Genomic DNA, 20,774 nt, shown 5'->3' on the forward strand with positions numbered 1-20,774 from the left:
CGCAGTGCCTACGCTTGGCGCATGATCACCGAATCCGCCCGGATCACCCCGGACGTCGTCATGCGTCCCGTCACGCTGGAGGACGCGGGCGGTCTCGCCCGCGCCCGCCTGCGCAGCCGCGCCCACCTGGAGCCGTGGGAACCCACCCGGCCCGAGGACTACTTCACCTCGCAGGCGCAGGCCGCCCGGCTCCGTTCCCAGCTGGAGGAGTGCCGGGCGGGGCGGGTGGCTCCCTGGGTGCTCGACCGCGAAGGGGACATCGTCGGCTCGGTCACCCTGTCCGGCATCGTCCTCGGCCCCTTGCGCAGCGGAAACCTCGGCTACTGGATCGACGTGGACCACATCGGCGGCGGCCTCGCCACCGCCGCAGTCATGTACGCCTGCGCGTCCGCGGACGCCGAGCTGGGCCTGCACCGCGTCGAGGCGGGCACCCTCCTGGACAACGTGCCGTCGCAGCGGGTCCTCGCCAAGTGCGGCTTCGAGGAGTTCGGTGTCGCGCCGGAGTTCCTGCACATCAACGGCGCCTGGCGCGACCACCGCCTCTTCCAGCGGATCCTCAACGACCGCACCCCCTGAGCGGATGAGGCGCGGCCGCCCGGGAACCGGCGGCTAGATGATGTCCTCGGCGATTTCCGCCTGCTCCCGCTCCGACCCGTACGCCGACGGAGTGCTGTAGGAGCGCCGCGCGACGAACCACCACACGGTGGCGAGGATCAGCACCACGGCGAGCGCGATCGACGCGTAGTTCATCGTGTCGACCGTCACGGGCGAGGCCTGCGGCAGGCAGAACAGGACCGTCACGAACGCCACCCAGATCACGGCCACCCAGCCGATCGGCTTGCTCCAGCGGCCCAGGTTCCACGGGCCCGGCTGGAAGCGGTCGCCCGCCCGCAGCCGCAGGAAGATCGGGATGGCGTACGCGGGGGTGATCCCGATGACGTTGATGGCGGTCACCGCCGTGTACGCGGTCGCCGAGTACAGGGAAGGCAGCGCGATGACGGCGGCCAGGCCCACCGAGAGCCACACCGCGGGCACCGGGACCTGCGTACGGGAGCTGACCTTGCGCCAGATCTTCGAGCCGGGCAGCGCGTTGTCGCGGCTGAACGCGAAGACCATGCGGCTCGCCGCCGCCGTCTCGGCGTTGCCGCAGAACAGCTGCGCCACGATCACGATGAGCAGCAGCGCCGTCGCCCCGGACTCGCCGATCGCGTCGATCATGATCTGCGCGGGCGGCACGCCGGTGTCGGTACCGACCGTGCCCGCGTAGTCCTGGATCGCGAACGTCAGCCCGGCCAGCAGGATGAAACCGGCGATCCACGACGCCCAGATGGCACGCACGATGCCGCGCGCCGCCGACACCGAGGCGTTGGAGGTCTCCTCCGACAGGTGCGCCGAGGCGTCGTACCCGCAGAAGGTGTACTGCGCGAGGAGCAGACCGATCGCCGTGACGTAGAGCGGGTTGTCCCAGCCGGTGTTGTTGACGAACTCACCGAAGACGAACCCCGGCGACTGGTGGTGGTCGGGCACGATCGCGAGCACGCCCACGATCACGGCGACGCCGGCCACGTGCCACCACACGCTGATCGAGTTGAGCAGGCTCACCAGGCGCACGTTGAAGAGGTTCAGGACGGCGTGCAGCAGCAGGATGCAGAGGAAGATCAGGAAGGTCTTCTCCGGCGTCGGAGTGAAGCCGAACTTCAGGTTCAGGAACGCTCCGGTGAAGAGCGCGGCGCCGTAGTCGATGCCCGCTATCGCGCCGAGGAGACCGAGCAGGTTCAACCAGCCCGTGTACCAGCCCCAGCGACGCCCGCCGAGCCGGTCGGCCATGTAGTAGAGCGCCCCCGACGTCGGGTACGCGCTGGTGACCTCGGCGAGTGCGAGGCCGACGAAGAGCACGAAGAGGCCGACGCCCGCCCAGCCCCAGAGCATCACGGCGGGGCCGCCCGTGCCAAGCCCGAATCCGTACAGGGTCATGCAGCCGGAGAGGATCGAGATGACGGAGAAGCTGATGGCGAAGTTGCCGAAGCCGCCCATCCGGCGCGCCAGGACCGGCTGATAGCCGAGCTCCCTGAGCCTCTGTTCCTCGTCGGGCAGTGGCACTTCGGTCGACGTCGGGCTCGACCAGGTGGTGCGGGACACGGATGTACCTCCGTCGGGGAGCGGTGGGTCGGGGAGCGGGTGGTGCTGACTGGGAAGGCCCGGGGGCGGGAGCCTCAGCCCGGATCTCGTGCGGCGCTCAGACAGCGCGTACGTGCCTGCGTGAAGGCCTCGGCCGCCGCGTCCGCGTCGCCGGGCGAGCGCGTGCGGTACGTCCAGGGCGCCACGGTGTAGAAGGGGTAGAGGGCCTCGAACACCCTTGTCGCGTCCTCGAATTGATGCGCTCCCCACAGCGCGTGGGCCAGATGGCTGAGGTCGAGGAGCGAGGTCGCCGCGGGCAGCGCGTGCTCGAACCACAGGTGCAGCGCGCGCAGGGCGGAGCGGGTCGCGTCCTCCCCTATCCAGTGCAGATCCAGGGCGTGCTCGCTGCCGCCGTCCTTGCGGTACCGCTCGACGCGCACATACAGGGGCAGTACGTGGAGCGCCGAGCCCGCGTAGGCCGAACCGGACGCCCAGTGGGCGAAGTTGACCGCTTCGGTGAGCGGGCCTCCGGGGCGGCGTGTGTACGCGAACTGCAGCATCCGGTGGTAGGCCTCGCGGTTGCCGGGGTCGCGCTTGTCGGCCTCGGCGAGGAGATGCCAGGGGCCGGGGAACAGCATCGGCTCAGGGGCCGGTACCCGGTGTTCGTCCCACCGCTGCCCCTTGTCGAGCTGGGCGAGGGCGAGCAGGCAGACCCACGGCACGGGATCCTCGGGGAAGGCGTCGATGGCGGATCCGCACGCGGCTGCCGCCTCGCGCCACAGCTCGTTGGTGTGCCGGTGTCCGGCGCGATGGGCGCGCAGGGTCCGCTCGACCAGGACCCGGGTGTGCAGGACGGAAGCGGCGGCACTGTGCGGCTCCTCGGCCTGCCAGGCCTTGACGACGTCTGAGCCGGCGACGGCGGCGGCCAGGATCTGCGTGCGCTGCGTCCACAGTCCCCAGTCGGGTGTCGAGTCGAGCAGGTTGCGCGTCGACACCCAGCGACCCGTCTTGAGGTCCTGGAGCACGGCGCGCAACTGTTCGTCGTGGCCCGCCGGGTGGTACACGGGGCGGCCTGACGGATTGGGCATGAATCCTCTGTGGGGGAGGAGGGCGGAGGGTGGACGGCGTGAACTGGCCTATGGATCGGTGATGTTGTTCGGCGGTCAGTGTAGATCCGTAACTTCCTTTCTCAGTGCGATTCTTGGATCTTTTGGTGTCGACTTATGTTCAACTCGGCGCGCCGGTTGGCAATTTGGGGAAGAAGGGGGCCGGGATCGGCTCGTGCAGGGGGCTCTTGACGCCTTCCGGGCCCCTGTTGCAGGCTTCCGCGGTGATCACGAATGGCAGAGGACCGCGCGGCGAGGCAGTCCTCGCCATCGACCAGGGCACGTCCGGCACGAAGGCTCTCGTCCTCTGCCCGGAACGCGGGGTGATCGGCTCCGGCGCCGCTCCCGTACGTCCGCGCCATCTCCCCGGAGGCCGGGTCGAGGTGGATCCGGCGGCGCTCCTCGCCTCCGTCGTCGACGCGGGACGCCGCGCCCTGGCCGACGCGGGGGAGCCGGTGGCCGCGGTCGGCCTCGCCAACCAGGGCGAGACGGTGCTCGCCTGGGACCCCGAATCAGGCCGCCCGCTGACCGAGGCGATCGTCTGGCAGGACCGGCGGGCGGAGCCACTGTGCACGGAACTGGCCCCGTACGCAGAAGAGTTGACGCATCTGACAGGGCTTCCCCTCGACCCCTACTTCGCCGCGCCCAAGATGGCGTGGATACGCCGCCACCTCACCCGGGAGGGCGTCGTCACCACCAGCGACGCCTGGCTGATCCACCGGCTCACCGGCGAGTTCGTCACCGACGCGGCGACCGCCGGGCGCACCCAGCTCCTCGACCTGGACGACGTCACGTGGTCGCCGCGCGCGCTGGACGTCTTCGGTCTCGCCGACGAGCGACTGCCGCGCGTCGTCGACGCGGCGGGCCCGGTCGGCACGACGAAGGCCTTCGGCCCCGAACTCCCGCTGACCGGACTCCTCGTGGACCAGCAGGCCGCGCTGCTCGCCCAGGACGTGACCGAACCGGGAACCGCCAAGTGCACGTACGGCACAGGGGCGTTCCTGCTCGCCCAGACCGGCTCCCGGCCACGCAGGGGCGACTCCGGCCTGGTCAGCTGTGTCGCCTGGCGGCTTGCGGGCGAGAGCAGCTACTGCCTCGACGGACAGGTCTACACGGCAGCGTCCGCCGTCCGCTGGCTCACGGACCTCGGGGTGATCGAAGGGGCAGCCGACCTCGACCTCGTGGGCTCGTCGGTGCCCGACACGGCCGGTGTCACGTTCGTGCCCGCGCTCGCCGGGCTCGCGGCGCCCTGGTGGCGCGGCGACCTGCGCGGCTCGATCACCGGCCTCGGCCTCGACACCGCCCCCGGCCATCTGGTCCGCGCCCTGTGCGAGGGCATCGCGGCCCAGGTCGCATCGCTCGCCGACGCCGTGACCGCCGACCTGGGCGAGCCCCTGACGAGCCTGCGCGTCGACGGCGGTCTGACGCGCTCGGCCCTCCTGATGCAGACCCAGGCCGACCTGCTCCAAATCCCCGTCGAAGTATCGGCGTTGCCCGATGTGACAGCCCTGGGCGTGGGCGCGGTCGCACGCATGGGCATCGATCCGAAGCTCACGGTGCGGGACGCGGTCCCGCGGTGGCGGCCCGCCACCGTGTACGAGCCGAAGATCGATGCCACGCAGGCCGCCGAGCGCCTCGGCGGCTTCCGCTCGGCGGTCGCGTCCCTCCTCGACCGCACGCCCGCGCCGTCGTCATGACCGTCACCACCAAGGGGCCGCTGCCGTCCGACCCCTATGACGTGACCGTCGTCGGCGCCGGGGTGGTCGGCTCCGCCATCGCCCGCGAACTGGCGGGACACCACCGCCTGCGTGTCGCCCTGGTCGAGGCATCCGGAGACGTCGGCGACGGGACGTCCAAGGCCAACACCGCGATCCTGCACACCGGTTTCGACGCGGTGCCGGGCTCCCTGGAGTCCCGCCTGGTGCGCGATGGACAGCGCCTGCTCGCCGCGTACGCCGCCGATTCCGGCATCCCCGTCGAACCGGTCGGCGCGCTGCTCGTAGCCTGGGACGAGGAACAACTGGCCGCGCTGCCGGGCCTGTTGAAGAAGGCGGAAGCCAACGGGTACGAAGACGCCCGAATCATCGACGCGGACGAGGTCCGCTCCCGCGAACCGCGCCTGGGAGAGGGCGCGCTGGGCGCGCTCGACGTCCCCGGCGAGTCGATCATCTGCCCCTGGACGACGACGCTGGCGTACGCCACGCAGGCCGTGCGGGGAGGGGTGGACCTGCACCTCAACTGTGAGGTGGAGGAGGTGGGTTCACCGGAACGTCCAGCGATATCGGCATCGGCATCGGACTCGACATCGGCGCTGGCATCGGACTCGGCATCGTCGGGAGGCTCCGACTGTCATGAACTGACGACGCCCCGTGGCGTCGTACGCACCCGCTACCTCATCAACGCCGCGGGTCTGCACGCCGACGTGCTGGACCGGCGGCTCCTGGGGCACGGCGCGTTCACGGTGACCCCGCGCCGCGGCCAGCTCATCGTCTTCGACAAGCTCGCCCGCGACCTGGTCCGCCACATCCTCCTGCCGGTGCCGACGGCGCTCGGAAAGGGTGTGCTGGTCGCGCCGACCGTGTACGGGAACGTCCTTCTGGGCCCCACCGCCGAGGAGTTGGACGACAAGAGGGCGACGGGCACGACGGAGGACGGCCTCGCCGGACTGCGCGCAAAGGGCCGACGCATCCTGCCCTCGTTGCTCGACGAGGAGGTCACCGCGGTCTACGCGGGGCTGCGGGCGGCCACCGAGCACGACGACTACCAGATCCACAGCTCCCCCGAGGCGCGGTACATCACCGTCGGCGGCATCCGGTCCACGGGTCTCACCGCGTCGATGGCGATCGCGGAGTACGTCGTCGGGCTGCTCGCCGAGGCGGCGGGCCCCGACCTCGACCTGACGGCGGCAGGAAACCTGGACCCCGTCAGGATGCCGAACCTCGGCGAGGCGTTCCCCCGCCCCTACCAGCGCGCCGACCTCATCGCGACCGACTCCGCCTACGGCAGCATCATCTGCCACTGCGAGCGCGTGACCCGAGGCGAGATCAGGGACGCCCTCATCAGCACCGTCCCGCCCGGTTCGCTGGAGGGCCTGCGGCGCCGGACACGGGCGCGGGGCGGGCGCTGCCAGGGGTTCTACTGCGGGGCCGCGGTGCGTGAACTCTTCGACGGCTGGGGCGAGTCGGGGGCGGCGTGCTGAGGCGGCAGCGGAGTGTGGACGTCCTCGTCGTCGGCGCGGGCCCCGCGGGACTCACGGCAGCCGCGCGCCTCGCCGCTTCGGGCGCGGGCACGGTGGAGGTCCTGGAACGCGATCCGCGCGCGGGCGGTGTGCCGCGCCACTGCCACCACGGAGGGTTCGGGCGGTGGGGAGTGACGGGGCCGCAGTACGCGGAGAGCCTTGTCGAGGCCGCGCTCGGCGGCGGAGCGGCGGTACGGACCGGGGTGAGCGCCACCGGGTGGGCGGGGCCGCTCTCCCTGGAGACGACGGGGCCGCACGGCCTGGAGCGGATCACCGCGCGCGCCGTGGTCCTGGCCACGGGTGCACGGGAACGGCCGCGGGCGGCGCGACTCGTGCCGGGGACGCGCCCGGCGGGAGTGCTGACCACGGGGGAGCTGCAGCAGGCGGTCCACGTCTACGGGCAGGAGATCGGCACCAGGGCGGTCGTCGTGGGGGCGGAACCGGTGAGCTACGCGGCGCTGTCCGCCCTGAGGCGCGCCGGGGTGGAGGTGGCCGCGCTCGTCACGGAGGAGACGCGGGCACAGGTGGGCCGGGCGCGGGCCGCGGTCACCCGGCTCGGGGTCGCCCGGGTGCCGCTGGTGACAGGGGCGGTGGTGGTGGAACTCCTGGGGCGTGGGCGGCTGTCGGGGGTCCGGCTGCGGCGGCGCGACGGGCGGGAGAGCGTGCTCGCCTGCGACACGGTGGTGTTCACCGGGGACTTCGTTCCCGACCACGAGCTGGCCCGCCGCGGAGGCGTGCTCCTCGACCCCGGGACACGGGGCCCGGCGGTGGACGGTTCGTTCCGCACGGCTTCGCCGGGTGTCTTCGCGGTGGGCAACGCGGTGCACGCGGTGGAGCCGGCGCGGGTGGCGGAGGGCGAGGGGGCGCGGGTCGCGGAGGCGGTGCGGGGTCATCTCGGGGGTGCGGGGTGGCCGTGCGGCGCGCTATCGGTGGAGGCGGAACCCCCACTGCGGTGGGTGGCACCGAACAGGCTCGTGCCCGGTGTTGCCGGGGGCCGCTTTGCCCTGCGGACGGCGGAGGCTTTGGTGTGCCCTGTTCTGGTGGTGGTGCAGGACGGGCGGTGTCTGTACCGGCAGCGGGTGCGACGGAGGGTTCTGCCCAACCAGGGGGTGTATCTCTCGGGGGGCTGGGTCGGGAAGGTTGATGCGGGTGGGGGGCCGGTGCGGGTAATGGTCGGCTAGGACCTTTCGCTCCCCAAGCCCGCCCCTTCTCGAAAACCGTGCCTGCGCCCCCCTTGGTCAGCCTGTCCGGCGTCTGAGGGCGAACTCGGCGAAGCCGGTGATGACGGCAGCCAAGGCCCCCGCGCCGGAGCGGCCCTCGGCGGAGCGGCCTGCGGCGGAGCGGCCCGTGGCGGAGTGGCCCGTGGCGGAGCCGCCGATGGATGCAGCCGGGAAGGGATGGGGTCGGGGAGAGAAAGCGACCCTTCCACCCAGCGCAACCTCCCCGTACACTGCAAAAACTAGCAGTGCTAATTAACGTCACGCGTTGCCTCGCAGCCCCGCAGACGACGACCGCAAACGATCCGGAGCCGTATCGTGCGCCCAGTCCACTTCGCCGCAGCCCGCCGCACCCCCATCGGCAAGCTCCGCGGAACTCTCTCCTCCGTCCGCCCGGACGACCTCGCCGCCGGCGTCGTACGCGGCCTCCTCGCAGGAACACCCGAGCTGGATCCCGCAAGGATCGACGACATCTACTGGGGCGCCGCCAACCAGGCGGGCGAGGACAACCGCAACGTGGCCCGCATGGCCGCCCTCCTCGCAGGCCTCCCGGAATCCGTGCCGGGCGCCACCGTGAACCGGCTCTGCGCATCCGGCATGGAGGCAGTCACCGCCGCCGCCCGCACCATCGCGTCCGGCGAAGCCGACATCGTCCTCGCGGGCGGCTCCGAGTCGATGAGTCGCGCCCCCTTCGTCCTGCCCCGCCCCGACGAAGCGCTGCCGCACAAGCTGGAGACCGTCGACACCCGCCTCGGGTGGCGCCTCGTGAACCCCGCCATGAAGGACCTGCACGGCGTACTCGCCATGGGCGAGACCGCCGAAGAAGTCGCCGAGCGCCACGGCATCTCCCGCGAGCGCCAGGACACCTTCGCCCTCCGCAGCCACCAGCGCGCCACCGAGGCCCGCAAGAACGGCCACTTCGACGACGAGATCCTCCCCGTCACCCGGCCCGACGGCACGGTCGTCGACCTCGACGAATGCGTCCGTGAGGACACCTCGTACGAGAAGCTCAGCAGTCTGCGCCCCGTGTTCCGCAAGGACGGCACCGTCACCGCGGGCAACGCATCGCCGATGAACGACGGCGCGGCCGGGCTCATCCTCGTCAGCGAGGAGGCCCTGAACGACCTCGGACTCGAATCCCTCGGGCGGTACGTCGCAGGCGCCTCCGCCGGTGTGCACCCGGACGTCATGGGTATCGGGCCGGTCCCCGCCACGCGGAAGGCACTCGCCCGCGTCGGCTGGGCCATCGGCGACCTGCAGGAGGCCGAGTTCAACGAAGCCTTCGCGGCCCAGGCCCTCGCCTGCGTCGACGCCCTCGGCATCGATCCGGAGCTGGTGAACCCGACCGGCGGCGCCATCGCCCTCGGCCACCCCCTCGGCTGCTCGGGCGCCCGCATCCTCACCACGCTGCTGCACCGCATGCGCCGCACCGGCGCCGCCCGCGGCCTCGCGACGATGTGCGTGGGCGTCGGACAGGGCAGCGCGCTGCTGGTCGAGCGCGGCTGAACCCATTCCCTCACCAACGGAAACAACGCACGGAACACACGGAACGCGCGAAACGTACGAACGCACGAAACGCACGGAAACGGAGCACCACCCATGGCCACGCTGTCCCTCGCCGCGATCCTCGCCGAGCCCGCACGTCGCCAACCGGACCGCACCGCCCTCGTCGAGGGTGAACTGCGGCTCTCCTTCGGCGAGTTGTGGGAGCAGGCCCGCGTGCAGGCGGCAGCGCTCGTGGGGCTCGGGGTCGCGCCGGGGGACCGGGTGGCCTTGATGGCGCCCAACACCGCCGAGTTCCCGCGCGCCTACTACGCGATCCTCGCCGCGGGCGGCGTCGTCGTCCCCGTACACCTCCTGCTCTCCGCCGAGGAGGTCGAGCACGTCCTGCGGGACAGCGGCGCCACCCTGCTGCTCTGCCACCCCGCGCAGGCCGAGACGGGCAAGGCCGCTGCCGCCGCCACCGGCGTACGGATGCTGACGCTCGGCGAGGGCGGCGAGCTGGAGACCCTGGCGGGCGCGGCCGAACCGCTCCCGAGTTACGTCACGCGTGAGGCCGACGACCCGGCCGTCGTCTTCTACACCAGCGGCACCACGGGCGTCCCCAAGGGCGCCGTGCTCAGCCACCTCAACCTGGTGATGAACGCGACCGTCTGCGCCTTCGACGCCCACGACGTGCGCCGCGACGACGTCGCGCTCGGCGCGCTCCCGCTCTTCCACGCGTTCGGCCAGACCGTCTCCATGAACGCCACCTGGCGCGCGGGCGCGACGCTCGTCCTGCTGCCGCGCTTCGACGCCGCGCGGGCCATCGCGCTGATGGCGGCGGAGGGCGTCAACACCTTCCACGGTGTGCCGACGATGTACGTCAACCTCGTGGCCGCCGCGGCGACGGCCCCCGAACTGCCCACGCTGCGGCTCGCGATCTCCGGCGGCGCCTCGCTGCCCGTTGCCGTACTGGAGCGCTTCGAGGAGGCTTTTGGCGTACCGGTCTACGAGGGGTACGGGCTCTCCGAGACCTCGCCCACCGCCTCCGTGAACCAGCCCGTGTTCGGGACCAAGGCGGGCAGCATCGGCCACCCGCTGTGGGGCGTGGACGTGGAGATCGCCCGCGCCGACGTCGAGGGGCGGATCGAGCTGCTGCCCACCGGCGAGCTGGGGGAGGTCGTGGTCCGCGGCCACAACGTCTTCTCCGGCTACCTGGGGCGCCCGGAGGCGACCGCCGATGCCGTCGTCGACGGCTGGTTCCGCACCGGGGACCTCGGCACCAAGGACGCCGACGGGTTCCTGGCCATCGTCGACCGCAAGAAGGACGTCATCATCCGCGGCGGTTTCAACGTCTACCCGCGCGAGGTCGAGGAGGTGCTCATGCGCCACCCGGACGTCGCGCAGGTCGCCGTGATCGGTCTGCCCGACGAGGTGCACGGCGAGGAGATCTGCGCCGTCGTGGTCGCCGCGCCCGGCGCCGCGCCCGATGCCGCGCGGATCGCCGAGTGGTCCAAGGAGCACCTGGGCCGCCACAAGTACCCGCGCCGCGTGGAGTTCACCGGCGAGCTACCGCTCGGCCCCAGCATGAAGGTCCTCAAGCGGGAGCTGCGCGTCACCTACAGCGGGGCCTAGGCCCGTGCTGGCCGGACGTCCAAGATGTGGCCGCCCCTGACGACACGGAGATAGTTGGGCCTAGCATCTGTCCCCGGCATGGACATATCTCTGAACATTTCTCCGAACGTATCTCTGTGGGAATTCGCCGCACTCGCCGCGGCCGCGGTGCTCGTCGGCTTCTCGAAGACCGCCGTCAGCGGGGCCAACACGGTCAGCCTCGCCGTCTTCGCCGCGGTCCTGCCGGCCCGGGAGTCGACCGGCGTCCTGCTGCCCATCCTCATCGCGGGCGACGTACTTGCGGTCCTGACCTACCGCAGGCATGCCCACTGGCCCACCCTGTGGCGGCTGTTCCCCGCCGTCGCGGGGGGCGTGGTGGTGGGCACGGTCTTCCTGATGTGGGCCGACGACGCCATCGTCCGTACGTCGATCGGGGCGATCCTGCTCCTGATGGCGGCGGTCACGCTGTGGCGCCGCAGGACTCCCGGGGACGGGGCGGGTGAGGCCGGTGAGTCGAGTACGGCGGAGGTTTCGCTCGGCGCCCGGCTCAAGGCCCCCTCCTACGGCGTGCTCGGCGGCTTCACCACCATGGTCGCCAACGCGGGCGGCCCGGTGATGTCGATGTATCTGCTCTCGGCGGGCTTCCGGAAGCTGAGCTTTCTGGGGACGTCGGCGTGGTTCTTCCTCATCGTCAACACCTCCAAGGTGCCGTTCAGCGTGGGCCTCGGCCTCATCGACGCACACTCGCTGCTGCTCGACGCGGCGCTCGTGCTCTTCGTCCTGCCGGGCGCCCTCATCGGCAAGGCGGCCGTGCACCGGATCAACCAGCGGCTCTTCGAGCAACTGGTGATCGGGGCCACGGTCCTCGGGGGCCTCCAGCTGCTGCTGCGCTGACGGAGCAGTGGCCGCAGGCGGCGGCCTAGGCCTTGCCCATGGGGACCGCCTGCCTCGCCTCGGGGGCAAGACCGTGCTCCAGGTCCTCGACGAGCAACCGCTTCGCGATCGCGTCGACCGCCTTGACGAGATCCTGGTCCGCGGGACGGCCGCTGTCCTTCTCCACCTGCTCGCCCAGCCACTTGGCCCATGCCTTGCCGATCACATCCGCCTCGCGTGCACCCGCCGGGGTGTGCGAGAAGAGCAGCCCGGAGCGGGTGAGGAAGCCCTCCTCGACCATGCGGTTGAAGACCGGCACCAGGACTTCGGACGGCAGCTGACGCCGGGCGGCGATCAGGCCGAGACTCGCGTGACCGACCATCCGGTCGAAGAGCGCGACCTGCATCACGGCCCACGCGCCCGCGACGTCGAGCCGGGTGTCGGAGGCGCGGATGACACGACGGGCGGTGTCCATACCGGTACTGCGGATGATGTTGCCGACCGTCAGCTCGAGGACCTGGTCCGAGCTGCCGCTCGACGTCGGTGACGCGAAGCCCTCGCCCATGTCCGAGGAACTCATCCGAGCGCTGTCCCGCAGCTGCACCTGCTTGAGGAAGAGGGCCACAACGAACCCGAGCAGCGCCACGGGAACCGTCCACAGGAACACGGTGTGCAGCGTGTCGGCGTACGCCTTGATGATGGGCGCGGCCGCTTCCGCGGGAAGGTCGTGCAGCCCCTGCGGACTCTGCGCGGCCTTCGCCACCGCAGCGGGATCCGCGCCGCCCCCGGCCCTGGCCGCCGCGGCGACCCCGTCCTCCAGATTCGGCTTCAGCGTGTTGGCGTAGATGGTGCCGAACACGGCGGTGCCGAAGGAGCTGCCGAGCGTACGGAAGAAGGTGACTCCGGAGGTCGCCGTGCCCAGATCCGAGTAGACGACGGTGTTCTGCACGGCGATCGTCAGGACCTGCATGCAGAGCCCGATGCCGGTGCCGAGGACGAACATGTACAGCGATTCGAGCCAGGTGCTCGTCTCACTGCCCATGAGCGAGAGCAGATAGAGCCCGAGCGCCATGACCAAGGCGCCCACGATGGGAAAGATCCGGTACTTCCCGGTCTTGCTCACCACATTGCCGCTGAAGACCGAGGCGATGAGCAGCCCGATCACCATGGGCAGCGTCCGCACGCCCGAGATGGTGGCGGAGTCCCCGTCGACGTACTGCAGATAGGTCGGCAGGAACGTCATCGCGCCCAGCATCGCGAACCCGACGATGAAGCTGAGGATCGAGCAGACGGTGAAGACGGGATTGGCGAAGAGCCGCATCGGCAGCATCGGTTCGGCGGCGCGCGTCTCGACCACACAGAACAGCGCGAGCGCGACCGCACCGCCCACGAACAGCGCGATGATGGTGCCCGAACCCCACGCGTACTGATTGCCGCCCCAACTCGTCGCCAGAATCAGCGCGCTTGCGCCGATCGCGACGAACGCGATGCCGAGATAATCGATGACGGGCCGCACCGCCGACTTCACCACAGGGATCGTGCGAGCGGCTGCGATCACCACGACGATCGCGATCGGTACGTTGACGTAGAAGGCCCAGCGCCAGGTCAGATGGTCGGTGAAGAGCCCGCCGAGCAGCGGCCCGATGACGGTGGCGACGCCGAACACGGCACCGATCGCACCCTGGTACTTGCCGCGCTCGCGCAGCGGGATGACGTCGGCGATCAACGCCATCGAGGTCACCATGAGACCGCCCGCGCCGATGCCCTGCAGGGCGCGCCAGGCGATGAGCAGCGTCATGTTCGTCGACAGGCCGCACAGGAACGAGCCGGTGATGAAGACGATGGCCGAGACCTGAAAGACGATCTTCCGCCCGAAGAGATCACCGAACTTCCCGACGAGCACCGTGGCGACGGTCTCCGCGAGCAGATACGACGTCACGACCCACGACATGTGCTCCGCGCCGCCCAGATCCGCCACGATCGTGGGCAGCGCGGTGCCCACGATGGTCTGGTCGAGTGCGGCGAGCAGCATCCCCAGCATGATCGTCACGAAGACGATGTTGCGGCGGCGCTTGTCCAGGACGGGCGGCCCCTGGGCGGGGGCCTCGGCGGCGGGCTCGACGGTGGTGGTCACACGGTCACCCTCACACCGCGCCTGGGCGTGTGCATGCGGGGCCGGTCCGGTCCGGTGACGGGCTGCCGGCGGTGTCGGCGAGGGATGGGGGGCGGCGGGTCGCTCAGTCCAGATTGCGGCGCAGCAGATAGGTATCCATGATCCACCCCTTGCGCTCGCGGGCCTCGGCCCGGAGGGCCTCGATGCGGGGAGCCGCCTCGTAGAGGGGCCCGGAGACGAGGATCTCGTCGGGGGTCCCGATATAGGCCCCCCAGTAGACATACATGTCACCCCCCTCACGGCTGCCTTCACTGCTCTGGAACTGCCGGAAGGCCTGCTGAGCATCGAGCATGACCACGACATCATCGACGCCCTCGGGAAAGCCGCCGTCGGCGAGCCGGCGCCCGGTGGTGATCTGCACGGGGCGCCCGACGCGGCTCAGGCCGGTGCGGTGCTTCGCGGCGAGCGAGGAGACACTGCTGATCCCGGGCACGACGTCGTACGAGAAGGCCACCGCACCCCGGTCGAGGACTTCCTCCAGAACCCCGAGGGTGCCGTCGTACAGCGCGGGGTCACCCCACACGAGGAAGGCCCCGCACTCGTCCTCACCGAGCTCATCGGCGACGAGCCGCTCATAGATCTCGGCACGGCGGCTGCGCCAGTCCACGACGGCGGGGGAGTAGTCCGCGCCGCCCGCCTTCCTGTCGCGCGCGGGGTCCCGCGCCTCGACCACGCGGAAGGTGCCGTCGGCACAGTGCGCGTCGAGGAGATCACGCCGCAGCTGGACGAGGTCGTCCTTCTCCTCGCCCTTGTCGAGGATGAAGAACACGTCGGTGCTCTTCATGGCCTTGACGGCTTGCAGGGTCAATTGGTCGGGGTCGCCCGCGCCGATACCGATGACATGAATCTTTCGCACCCGGAGAGTCTGCCGTACGGGGATGCCGTGCTTGTCCCCCGGGCGGGGCACATCCGCGTGTCCGGCGGCGGGCTACTCACTCCCACGCAGCCGAGGCGCGTGCTCGGCAGCGTCCACCGTCGGCGCGTCCTCTGCGAGGGACTGAGCCAACTCCCGCGCCCACAAGACGAGTCCGTCCACATCGATCCCGTGGGGCCGCTCCCCCCACTTCCCCGTGCCGATGGCGCTCGCTCCCCTGAGCAGCAGCCGCGCCCCGCCCGTGAGGTTGCCGCGGGCCGAGTGGGTCAGCCCAACGGCCAGCTGCGCGAGCCCCTTCCACAGGTCGCGCTCGTCATCGGGCCCCGACTTCCAGGCGTCCTCGAAGACCTCGTGCGCGTGAAAGGGCCGCCCCGCGTCGAGCAGGGCCTGAGCCTGAGCGACCGTCTCCTCAGGCGTACGCGTGACGCCTTCGGGCTGCCGCTCCACACCTTCGCTCCCGTACGGCAAGGGCCGCCCGAGCCCATCACGCGGCCGCGCATTACGGGCCCGCCCTTCGGCGTCACGGTCACGGCCACGGGCACGGTCACGGTCATCGGGTCGAGGTGCGGTGCTCATACGGAGATTGTCCCTCGCGAGGTGTCCGGGAGGGGGAGCGGACCACCCCCGAACGTGGGGTAAAGTTCTGTTTGCGCGATCACGCAGAACACCGCGAGACACGCGCATCGGGACGTGGCGCAGCTTGGTAGCGCACTTGACTGGGGGTCAAGGGGTCGCAGGTTCAAATCCTGTCGTCCCGACGGAAACGTCGCAGGTAGGGGCCATCTTCGGATGGCCCCTACTTCGTGTTTGGGAGCAATTCTGGGAGCGGGAAGCCGCTCCCAGTGCTCCCTGGGAGCGGGAGTCTGGGAGCAACGTCAACCAGGGGTCGACGGATGGTCACCCGATCCGGTCGCTCCCAGGGAGCATCTCCGCTGCCCGGTCTGGTGGAGGAGGCAAGGGGTCGTGCTGTTCGCCCCCTTGTCCGAATACTCGTCATGGGGCCGTGCTCCCACTCGACCCCTTGACGGTTTTCACCGACCCCATATCTGCGGGGGCTTCCTGTCTCGGTGCACACGTCATCCAGAGGTTGAACGCGGTGGCGAGATGCGGTGCAGGTCGGACGGGGTGGTGGCTGGGGGTGTCTGCTCTTGTGGGTCCCCTTGTCGCGGCGTAAGTGGATGCTGGCATCTGTAGAGCGCGGTATGGAGACGCTCGTGGGGGAGTCGGGTGCGAAGCTTTCTGCCCGCGCTCATCGAACGCCAGCGGGGTCACCCAGTCCATGAACCGTCGCGACAGCGCTGGCATCACGGCCGCGATCTACCTGGAGGACAACCAGTTCCGTTGTCGTCGAGTTCTCGGTCGTGCCGTCCCGCTCGCGACCGGACCTCTACGGTGAACCTGTGGTCGGTGGATGGGAGGCGCGAACAGGTGACATGCAGTTCGAGGAGCTGGGGGGGCAGATGGGACGAGGGTGCCTGCACCCAGTTGGATCGAGGCTTCGCTGAAGCTCAAGGAAGGCCGGGACCCGCTCGGGCTCCAGACGACCACACAGGACCGGCTGATGCCGCGACTGCTGCCCGGCATCCTGGAGTTGTCACGGCGCGCCCGCTACTTCTCCTTTCACGCCTTCCTGCTCGGCGAATACCGGGACCGTCACTTTGCGGCCGACGGCAACACGCTGTCGGCTTTCATCAAGCGTCGAGAGTGGGAGTACGGCCTGGCCGTGCTGCGTTGCCCCGAGACTGCGGATCGAGCCCGGTAGGGGCCCGCAGACTGAGCGGCCTGGCGATGGGGCCAGGACCTTATTCGCGAGGCGAATCGGTGGAGAGCGCCTTTGGCGGCTACGGGTTGTACTACCGCTCACCGATGGCAGAGTTCGGCATTGTGGCCAGGGCCGGGACGCTGCTCGGCCGATCCCCATCGACGTGCTCTACGACACCGACCGGGCCCGGTTGCTCGCCGGTACGTTCAAGTCGGCCGTGGAGCACACGGCGTACTACCAGCGGGCCATGTGGACGACTGACGACCTGTCTTCCAACGTGATCGACGAGTATGCCCAGGCTGCCTGCCTGTGCCGACTGAGGGAGCTGCCCGAAGAACGCGACGCCGTCCACGCCGCTCGCCCAGGAGCGGGGGCGAGTAGAGGAAGCCGAGGAGTGGTATCGCAAGTCCCTCGCCATCAGCGAGGACCTTGACGATCGCCTCGGCATGGCCGGCACCTACCACCAGCTCGGGATGATTGTCCAGGAGCGGGGGCGAGCAGAGGAAGCCGAGGAGTGGTACCGCAAGTCTCTCGCCATCACCGAAGACCTCGGAAACCGCCCCGTCATGGCCTCCACGTATGGGCAACTTGCGCTACACGCCGAAGAACAGGGAGACACCGCACGCGCGCTGACGTGGGTGATCAGGTGCGTGGCCCTCTTCGACGAGGTTCCACACCCCAGCACGGGACCGGGCCCCGACCACCTTCGCCGCCTAACCGCGCACGTGGGCATCGAAGCCGTCGAACGTGCCTGGCAGGCCACTACCGGCAGTCCGCTGCCCCCCGACGTACGCGCGTACGTCTTCACCGAACCCGTCACCGAGTAGCCGCGCCGAAGGAGAACACCTCGTATGAACGAACCTGCCACTCACGTTGCCCGGGCAGTGGCTAGGCGTCTCACCACGTCGGCACACCCCGACCTGGCCGATGACGTGGAAGTGGCTCTCCACTCCCGCGAAGCAGCCCGCGTGCCTGATCAGTACACCGACCCCGTAAGCGTCAGCGGTCTCATGGTCAGCATCGCTACCTTCGCCTGGACCGTCTACAACGACGTCCGCGGCCGCAGTGCCGCCGTCCCCAGCCACGCTGCCCTCGCGCGTGCTATCCGTCGCGAGCTCGAGCGGTCCGCCGCACCCACGCTCCAGCTGGACCCCGCCGAACGCGACCGGATCATTGACGCAGCCGTCGAGGAGACGCTCGATGCCGCTCAGAACGAGGAGCCCGACCAGCAGTAGATCCAACTGCGGACACATCATCCGCAGTAGGCAGCGAGCAACCAGTTGGGGAGGCGAACGGGACTGCCTCCACCGCTGCCTCACCAAACGCATTTGGGTGTGGATCCTCTGAAGTGATGGTCGGGATCAGGCGGTGCGGCTGTAGTTCTGCTGGTCAGGGCTGGGGTAGAGGCGTTGGTGTTCGCGTGATGTGTGGAAGGTCCAGTAGTCCTCGAAGTCGCCGTTCGTGATGAGGGCTCGGAGTTTGAGGATTGCTTCGGCGCCGGTGATGTCGAGGCGGTCGCCGATGAGGTGCCGGCAGGCGCCCTCGATCGCGCCGGTCGCGATGGGCCAGCCTCGTGCGAGGGCGGTGTCGTAGTGGAGTTGGTCGAGGTGGCCGGTGAGGTAGCGGACGCAGGCGTCGGCGGCGTCGCGTTTGGCTCCGCGCAGGCCGCGTGAGTGGGCTTCGGCCGTGATCTCGGCCGCTGCGCGGGCAGCCTGGCCGTGCAGGATCGTGGACAGATGACCGGCGACCCAGGCTTCCGCTTGTGGGGTTCCGGCCGGGTGAAAGGCGTGCGCGGCGGCCCAGACGTACTCACTGACGTGCACGATGTCCAACAGAATGATCACCTCGATGCCGCGTCGGGCGGTTCGTTCCCGATCAAATCGAGTTGGTGGCGGGCGCCGTCGACGAGGACGAGCCAGGTGCGGGCATGGTCGCGATCGCGGGCTTCGGCCTGGTCGAAGGCGGCGGCGATCGTGTGCTCGGGCGGATGGATCACGGACCCGGTCAGCCACTTCTCCCGGGCCACCGGGCCCGGCCGCGGCGGACGGACGCTGGTGCGGCCGCCGGGCGGGGCGATGATGTCGTGCGGCCTTCTGCGAGCCGGATCGGCGTCGAAGACACAGCCCAGTGTCGCCATGCGCTTGCGGTTCGGCTTTTCACCCGGCGCGATCCGGGTCCGCAGCGCCCGCTGCCGTGTCAGGTGTGCCTTCAAGGTCGCCGGCCGCAGGGCCTCGGGGCGCATCACGATCCCTTTGCCGTCGAACTGCAGGACCAGCGTGGTGTCCGCGCTCGCCGGCAGCGGCACCTGCTGCCGGTAGAAGGAGTCGATGTCGAGCGCCGCCCGGGCGACGAGCTGTTCGGCCTGGCGTTTGCCCAGCACCGTCCCGCACCGGTCGTCGATCGCCGCCTTGGCCAGGTCGAAGGAGCCGCGGACCGCCTCGAGGACGGCCAGGCGCCGCAGTCCGTAAGAGTGCAGACGGGCGGGCAGCGACAGTGCGGCATCCGCCGGATGGACGCTGGTCAGCCCCTTGCCCCGCCATGCCGTTCTCCGCACGGTCACCGTGCCGAACACGCAGGCCAGCAGCCTGCCGTGCCCCGGCTCGCAGTGCGGGCGGACCCGCCCGTCCCGGCCCCGCACCGGCTCACAGTCGTGGTGAGCACTCCGCTCGCGTTGTTCGCGTCGATCGAGGTGGGCCTGGAACAGCAGCCGCAGCGGCTCACGCCCCTCCGCCTCGATCAGTTCTTCCAGTGTTCGTGGTGCGCAAGCACGGCCGTGCCGGCGGTGGCCAACGTGCCTTTCAGGCACTCGAAGGCCCTTGTCGCGGCGGCGAACACATCGATGGCATGCAAGGCGTCGTAGGGTTCCACAACGGCTCTTCTTTCTGTACTCCGGTCTGGCTGGTTACCTCCGAAGTTAGAGAGAAGGGCCTTTATCGTTCCGCGAGTTCACCGATCCCGCCGCGCCGGCGCGAACCGCCCGGGCCGGTCCTCGACCAGCCACCCCCGCTCCACCAGACGTTTCAGCTTGCCCCGCGTCCCTTCGATCTTTCCGGTAACTGCCGGCAGCCCGATCCGCGGCACGATCTGCTTCGCCTGCATCGGCGACGACGCGTCCGCCACGACCTCCACGCGCCGCCTCCTCCACCCTCACGGTAGAGACCCGGCCACAACCCGCCGAGCAGAGGGCCCCCACCGCCAGGCCCGCACATCCACATCATCAGCAGCTTCATCGGTGACGTCATGCACCACAGGCGCAGAAGGCGCATCCTCCACGCGCACAAACCGCAACACGGCACCGTCCGCAACACCAGCCGACTCCAGGGTGCTGTCGTGTGCCAGCGCAGAACCATCCGCAGTGACCAGATGCCGCAGCATGGGGCGGACCCCGGCCTGATCGCCGAGGAGCCGCATCACTTCGGGAAGCAGCACCCCGATCGGCTCCTGCGAAGGGAGCACGAGATCGACGCGACGCTGCTCACCGACCAGAGTGACCCGGCTCAAGGCCGTACGACTCGTACCGCTCGTGCGGCTCAACGGCCCCGCAGATATCACGCGTTCGAACCAATCATCGAGAAGAAGGGGTCACGGAGGGAGAAGGAGTGGGCGCCGATGGCGAGGAAGAAGGCACGGAGGAGCTGTAGGGGCTCTTCCCGATAAGCCGATTCGAAATGAACGACCACCCCACACACCCGGCACACAACACTGCCGCGATCACCACCCCGGCGAACACCTTCCCCAGCCGCTCATCTACCGATCGTCGTTGCCGCTGCGCCCCGAACAACAGTGCATCTCGCAACCGCCGACGCCGAACCGACACTGACTCCAACAACTGGCTGTCGTAATCCTGGGATGTCATATTCGTTCGATTCTCGACGGCACGTCCGCCGCGTTTTGGTTATTTCGCGAAAATTGTGCGAATGCGTTGTTCGGAGTCCAGCTTTCTCTCGTGCTCCCGTCGCTAACCCTGAGGCATGGACCTAGCCTGAGAATCACGCTCGGTAATCCACATGCTCGAATATTCTGATGTCATCGAAGGCACTTCGCGACCGATTCGATCGACGAGCACCAACGCTACCGAAGTGAATCCCTTCAGTAGAGACATGAGGGCTTCGTTGTTGGAATCTTGATAAGCCCTGACAAGCGCGTCCGCGAAGCTGGTAAAGAGATCAGGGTCGATTTCGCATTCGTCTTCGATGATTTCGCCCAGCCCCGTCTCTACTTTGGCGAACTGAGACAGAACGGCAGCTTGTCCCAGGAATGCTCTAGCTAGGGAGTTGGACGGGTTCCACACGTCTTCTTCGTCCACTTGGAAATAGC

General features: G+C 69.7%; 17 protein-coding genes, 1 tRNA gene and 3 pseudogenes. 11 read left to right on the forward strand and 10 right to left on the reverse strand.

All coding sequences use genetic code 11. The features are described from left to right. Window positions 1–21 precede the first annotated feature (21 nt). Entirely contained in the window at window positions 22–576 is a 555-nt protein-coding gene (locus tag AC07AG_RS10275) for a GNAT family N-acetyltransferase (RefSeq protein WP_478753704.1), read from the forward strand. Window positions 577–609: 33 nt separating this feature from the next. On the opposite strand, the gene AC07AG_RS10280 is transcribed toward AC07AG_RS10275, so the two are convergent. Further along, window positions 610–2,139, reverse strand: a complete 1,530-nt coding sequence (locus AC07AG_RS10280; RefSeq protein ID WP_478753706.1) for an amino acid permease — start codon at window positions 2,137–2,139, stop codon at window positions 610–612. 74 nt (window positions 2,140–2,213) lie between these two features. Next, the gene (locus AC07AG_RS10285; protein ID WP_478753708.1) at window positions 2,214–3,206 is read right to left on the reverse strand and encodes a hypothetical protein; all 993 of its coding nucleotides are present in this window, start codon (window positions 3,204–3,206) and stop codon (window positions 2,214–2,216) included. Window positions 3,207–3,448: 242 nt separating this feature from the next. Here AC07AG_RS10285 and AC07AG_RS10290 point away from each other — a divergent pair, with 242 nt between their 5' ends. From AC07AG_RS10290 to AC07AG_RS10315, 6 genes are all read left to right on the forward strand, one after another. After that, window positions 3,449–4,921, forward strand: coding sequence for an FGGY family carbohydrate kinase (locus AC07AG_RS10290; RefSeq protein WP_478753710.1), 1,473 nt, complete (start codon window positions 3,449–3,451; stop codon window positions 4,919–4,921). Continuing rightward, on the forward strand, window positions 4,918–6,423 hold the full coding sequence (locus AC07AG_RS10295; protein ID WP_478753712.1) for an FAD-dependent oxidoreductase: 1,506 nt from the start codon (window positions 4,918–4,920) through the stop codon (window positions 6,421–6,423). The genes AC07AG_RS10290 and AC07AG_RS10295 overlap by 4 nt, the downstream gene beginning before the upstream one ends. Window positions 6,424–6,437: 14 nt before the next feature. Further along, window positions 6,438–7,643, forward strand: coding sequence for an NAD(P)/FAD-dependent oxidoreductase (locus tag AC07AG_RS10300; RefSeq protein WP_478753714.1), 1,206 nt, complete (start codon window positions 6,438–6,440; stop codon window positions 7,641–7,643). A 354-nt stretch (window positions 7,644–7,997) separates the two neighbouring features. Continuing rightward, the gene (locus tag AC07AG_RS10305; protein ID WP_478753716.1) at window positions 7,998–9,185 is read left to right on the forward strand and encodes a thiolase family protein; all 1,188 of its coding nucleotides are present in this window, start codon (window positions 7,998–8,000) and stop codon (window positions 9,183–9,185) included. A 93-nt stretch (window positions 9,186–9,278) separates the two neighbouring features. Further along, entirely contained in the window at window positions 9,279–10,796 is a 1,518-nt protein-coding gene (locus tag AC07AG_RS10310; RefSeq protein WP_478753718.1) for a long-chain-fatty-acid--CoA ligase, read from the forward strand. Between the two features lie 78 nt (window positions 10,797–10,874). Next, on the forward strand, window positions 10,875–11,669 hold the full coding sequence (locus AC07AG_RS10315; protein WP_478753720.1) for a sulfite exporter TauE/SafE family protein: 795 nt from the start codon (window positions 10,875–10,877) through the stop codon (window positions 11,667–11,669). Window positions 11,670–11,694: 25 nt separating this feature from the next. Here AC07AG_RS10315 and AC07AG_RS10320 read toward each other — a convergent pair whose 3' ends face one another. The 3 genes from AC07AG_RS10320 to AC07AG_RS10330 form a co-directional block, all read right to left on the reverse strand. Continuing rightward, on the reverse strand, window positions 11,695–13,782 hold the full coding sequence (locus AC07AG_RS10320) for an MDR family MFS transporter (RefSeq protein WP_478753722.1): 2,088 nt from the start codon (window positions 13,780–13,782) through the stop codon (window positions 11,695–11,697). Window positions 13,783–13,885: 103 nt separating this feature from the next. After that, window positions 13,886–14,677 carry a precorrin-6A synthase (deacetylating) gene (gene cobF, locus AC07AG_RS10325; protein WP_478753724.1) on the reverse strand — a complete coding sequence of 264 codons (792 nt, stop codon included), beginning with the start codon at window positions 14,675–14,677 and terminating at the stop codon, window positions 13,886–13,888. Between the two features lie 72 nt (window positions 14,678–14,749). After that, window positions 14,750–15,271, reverse strand: a complete 522-nt coding sequence (locus tag AC07AG_RS10330; protein ID WP_478753726.1) for a DUF309 domain-containing protein — start codon at window positions 15,269–15,271, stop codon at window positions 14,750–14,752. A gap of 108 nt (window positions 15,272–15,379) precedes the next feature. On the opposite strand from AC07AG_RS10330, the gene AC07AG_RS10335 reads away from it, so the two are divergent. The 4 genes and pseudogenes from AC07AG_RS10335 to AC07AG_RS10350 all read left to right on the forward strand — a co-directional run bounded on the left by AC07AG_RS10335 (window position 15,380) and on the right by AC07AG_RS10350 (window position 17,692). Then, a tRNA-Pro gene (locus AC07AG_RS10335) sits at window positions 15,380–15,453 on the forward strand. Window positions 15,454–16,166: 713 nt separating this feature from the next. After that, window positions 16,167–16,457 carry a hypothetical protein gene (locus AC07AG_RS10340; RefSeq protein WP_478753728.1) on the forward strand — a complete coding sequence of 97 codons (291 nt, stop codon included), beginning with the start codon at window positions 16,167–16,169 and terminating at the stop codon, window positions 16,455–16,457. Between the two features lie 365 nt (window positions 16,458–16,822). Then, a pseudogene (locus AC07AG_RS10345) lies at window positions 16,823–17,284 on the forward strand (tetratricopeptide repeat protein); the annotation flags it as partial. A 183-nt stretch (window positions 17,285–17,467) separates the two neighbouring features. Next, window positions 17,468–17,692, forward strand: coding sequence for a hypothetical protein (locus tag AC07AG_RS10350; protein ID WP_478753730.1), 225 nt, complete (start codon window positions 17,468–17,470; stop codon window positions 17,690–17,692). Between the two features lie 126 nt (window positions 17,693–17,818). Here AC07AG_RS10350 and AC07AG_RS10355 read toward each other — a convergent pair. The 5 genes and pseudogenes from AC07AG_RS10355 to AC07AG_RS10375 all read right to left on the reverse strand — a co-directional run bounded on the left by AC07AG_RS10355 (window position 17,819) and on the right by AC07AG_RS10375 (window position 20,763). Beyond that, window positions 17,819–19,325 (reverse strand): annotated as a pseudogene (locus AC07AG_RS10355) (ISKra4 family transposase). Window positions 19,326–19,403: 78 nt separating this feature from the next. Next, window positions 19,404–19,586 carry a hypothetical protein gene (locus AC07AG_RS10360; RefSeq protein WP_478753732.1) on the reverse strand — a complete coding sequence of 61 codons (183 nt, stop codon included), beginning with the start codon at window positions 19,584–19,586 and terminating at the stop codon, window positions 19,404–19,406. A gap of 27 nt (window positions 19,587–19,613) precedes the next feature. After that, window positions 19,614–19,991: pseudogene (locus AC07AG_RS10365) on the reverse strand (EsaB/YukD family protein); the annotation flags it as partial. A gap of 31 nt (window positions 19,992–20,022) precedes the next feature. Continuing rightward, complete coding sequence (locus tag AC07AG_RS10370) at window positions 20,023–20,313, reverse strand: hypothetical protein (protein ID WP_478753734.1); 291 nt, start codon at window positions 20,311–20,313, stop codon at window positions 20,023–20,025. 102 nt (window positions 20,314–20,415) lie between these two features. After that, on the reverse strand, window positions 20,416–20,763 hold the full coding sequence (locus AC07AG_RS10375; RefSeq protein WP_478753736.1) for a DUF6086 family protein: 348 nt from the start codon (window positions 20,761–20,763) through the stop codon (window positions 20,416–20,418). Window positions 20,764–20,774: the final 11 nt, after the last annotated feature.

This window comes from Streptomyces sp. NPDC044044 (genome assembly GCF_056434405.1).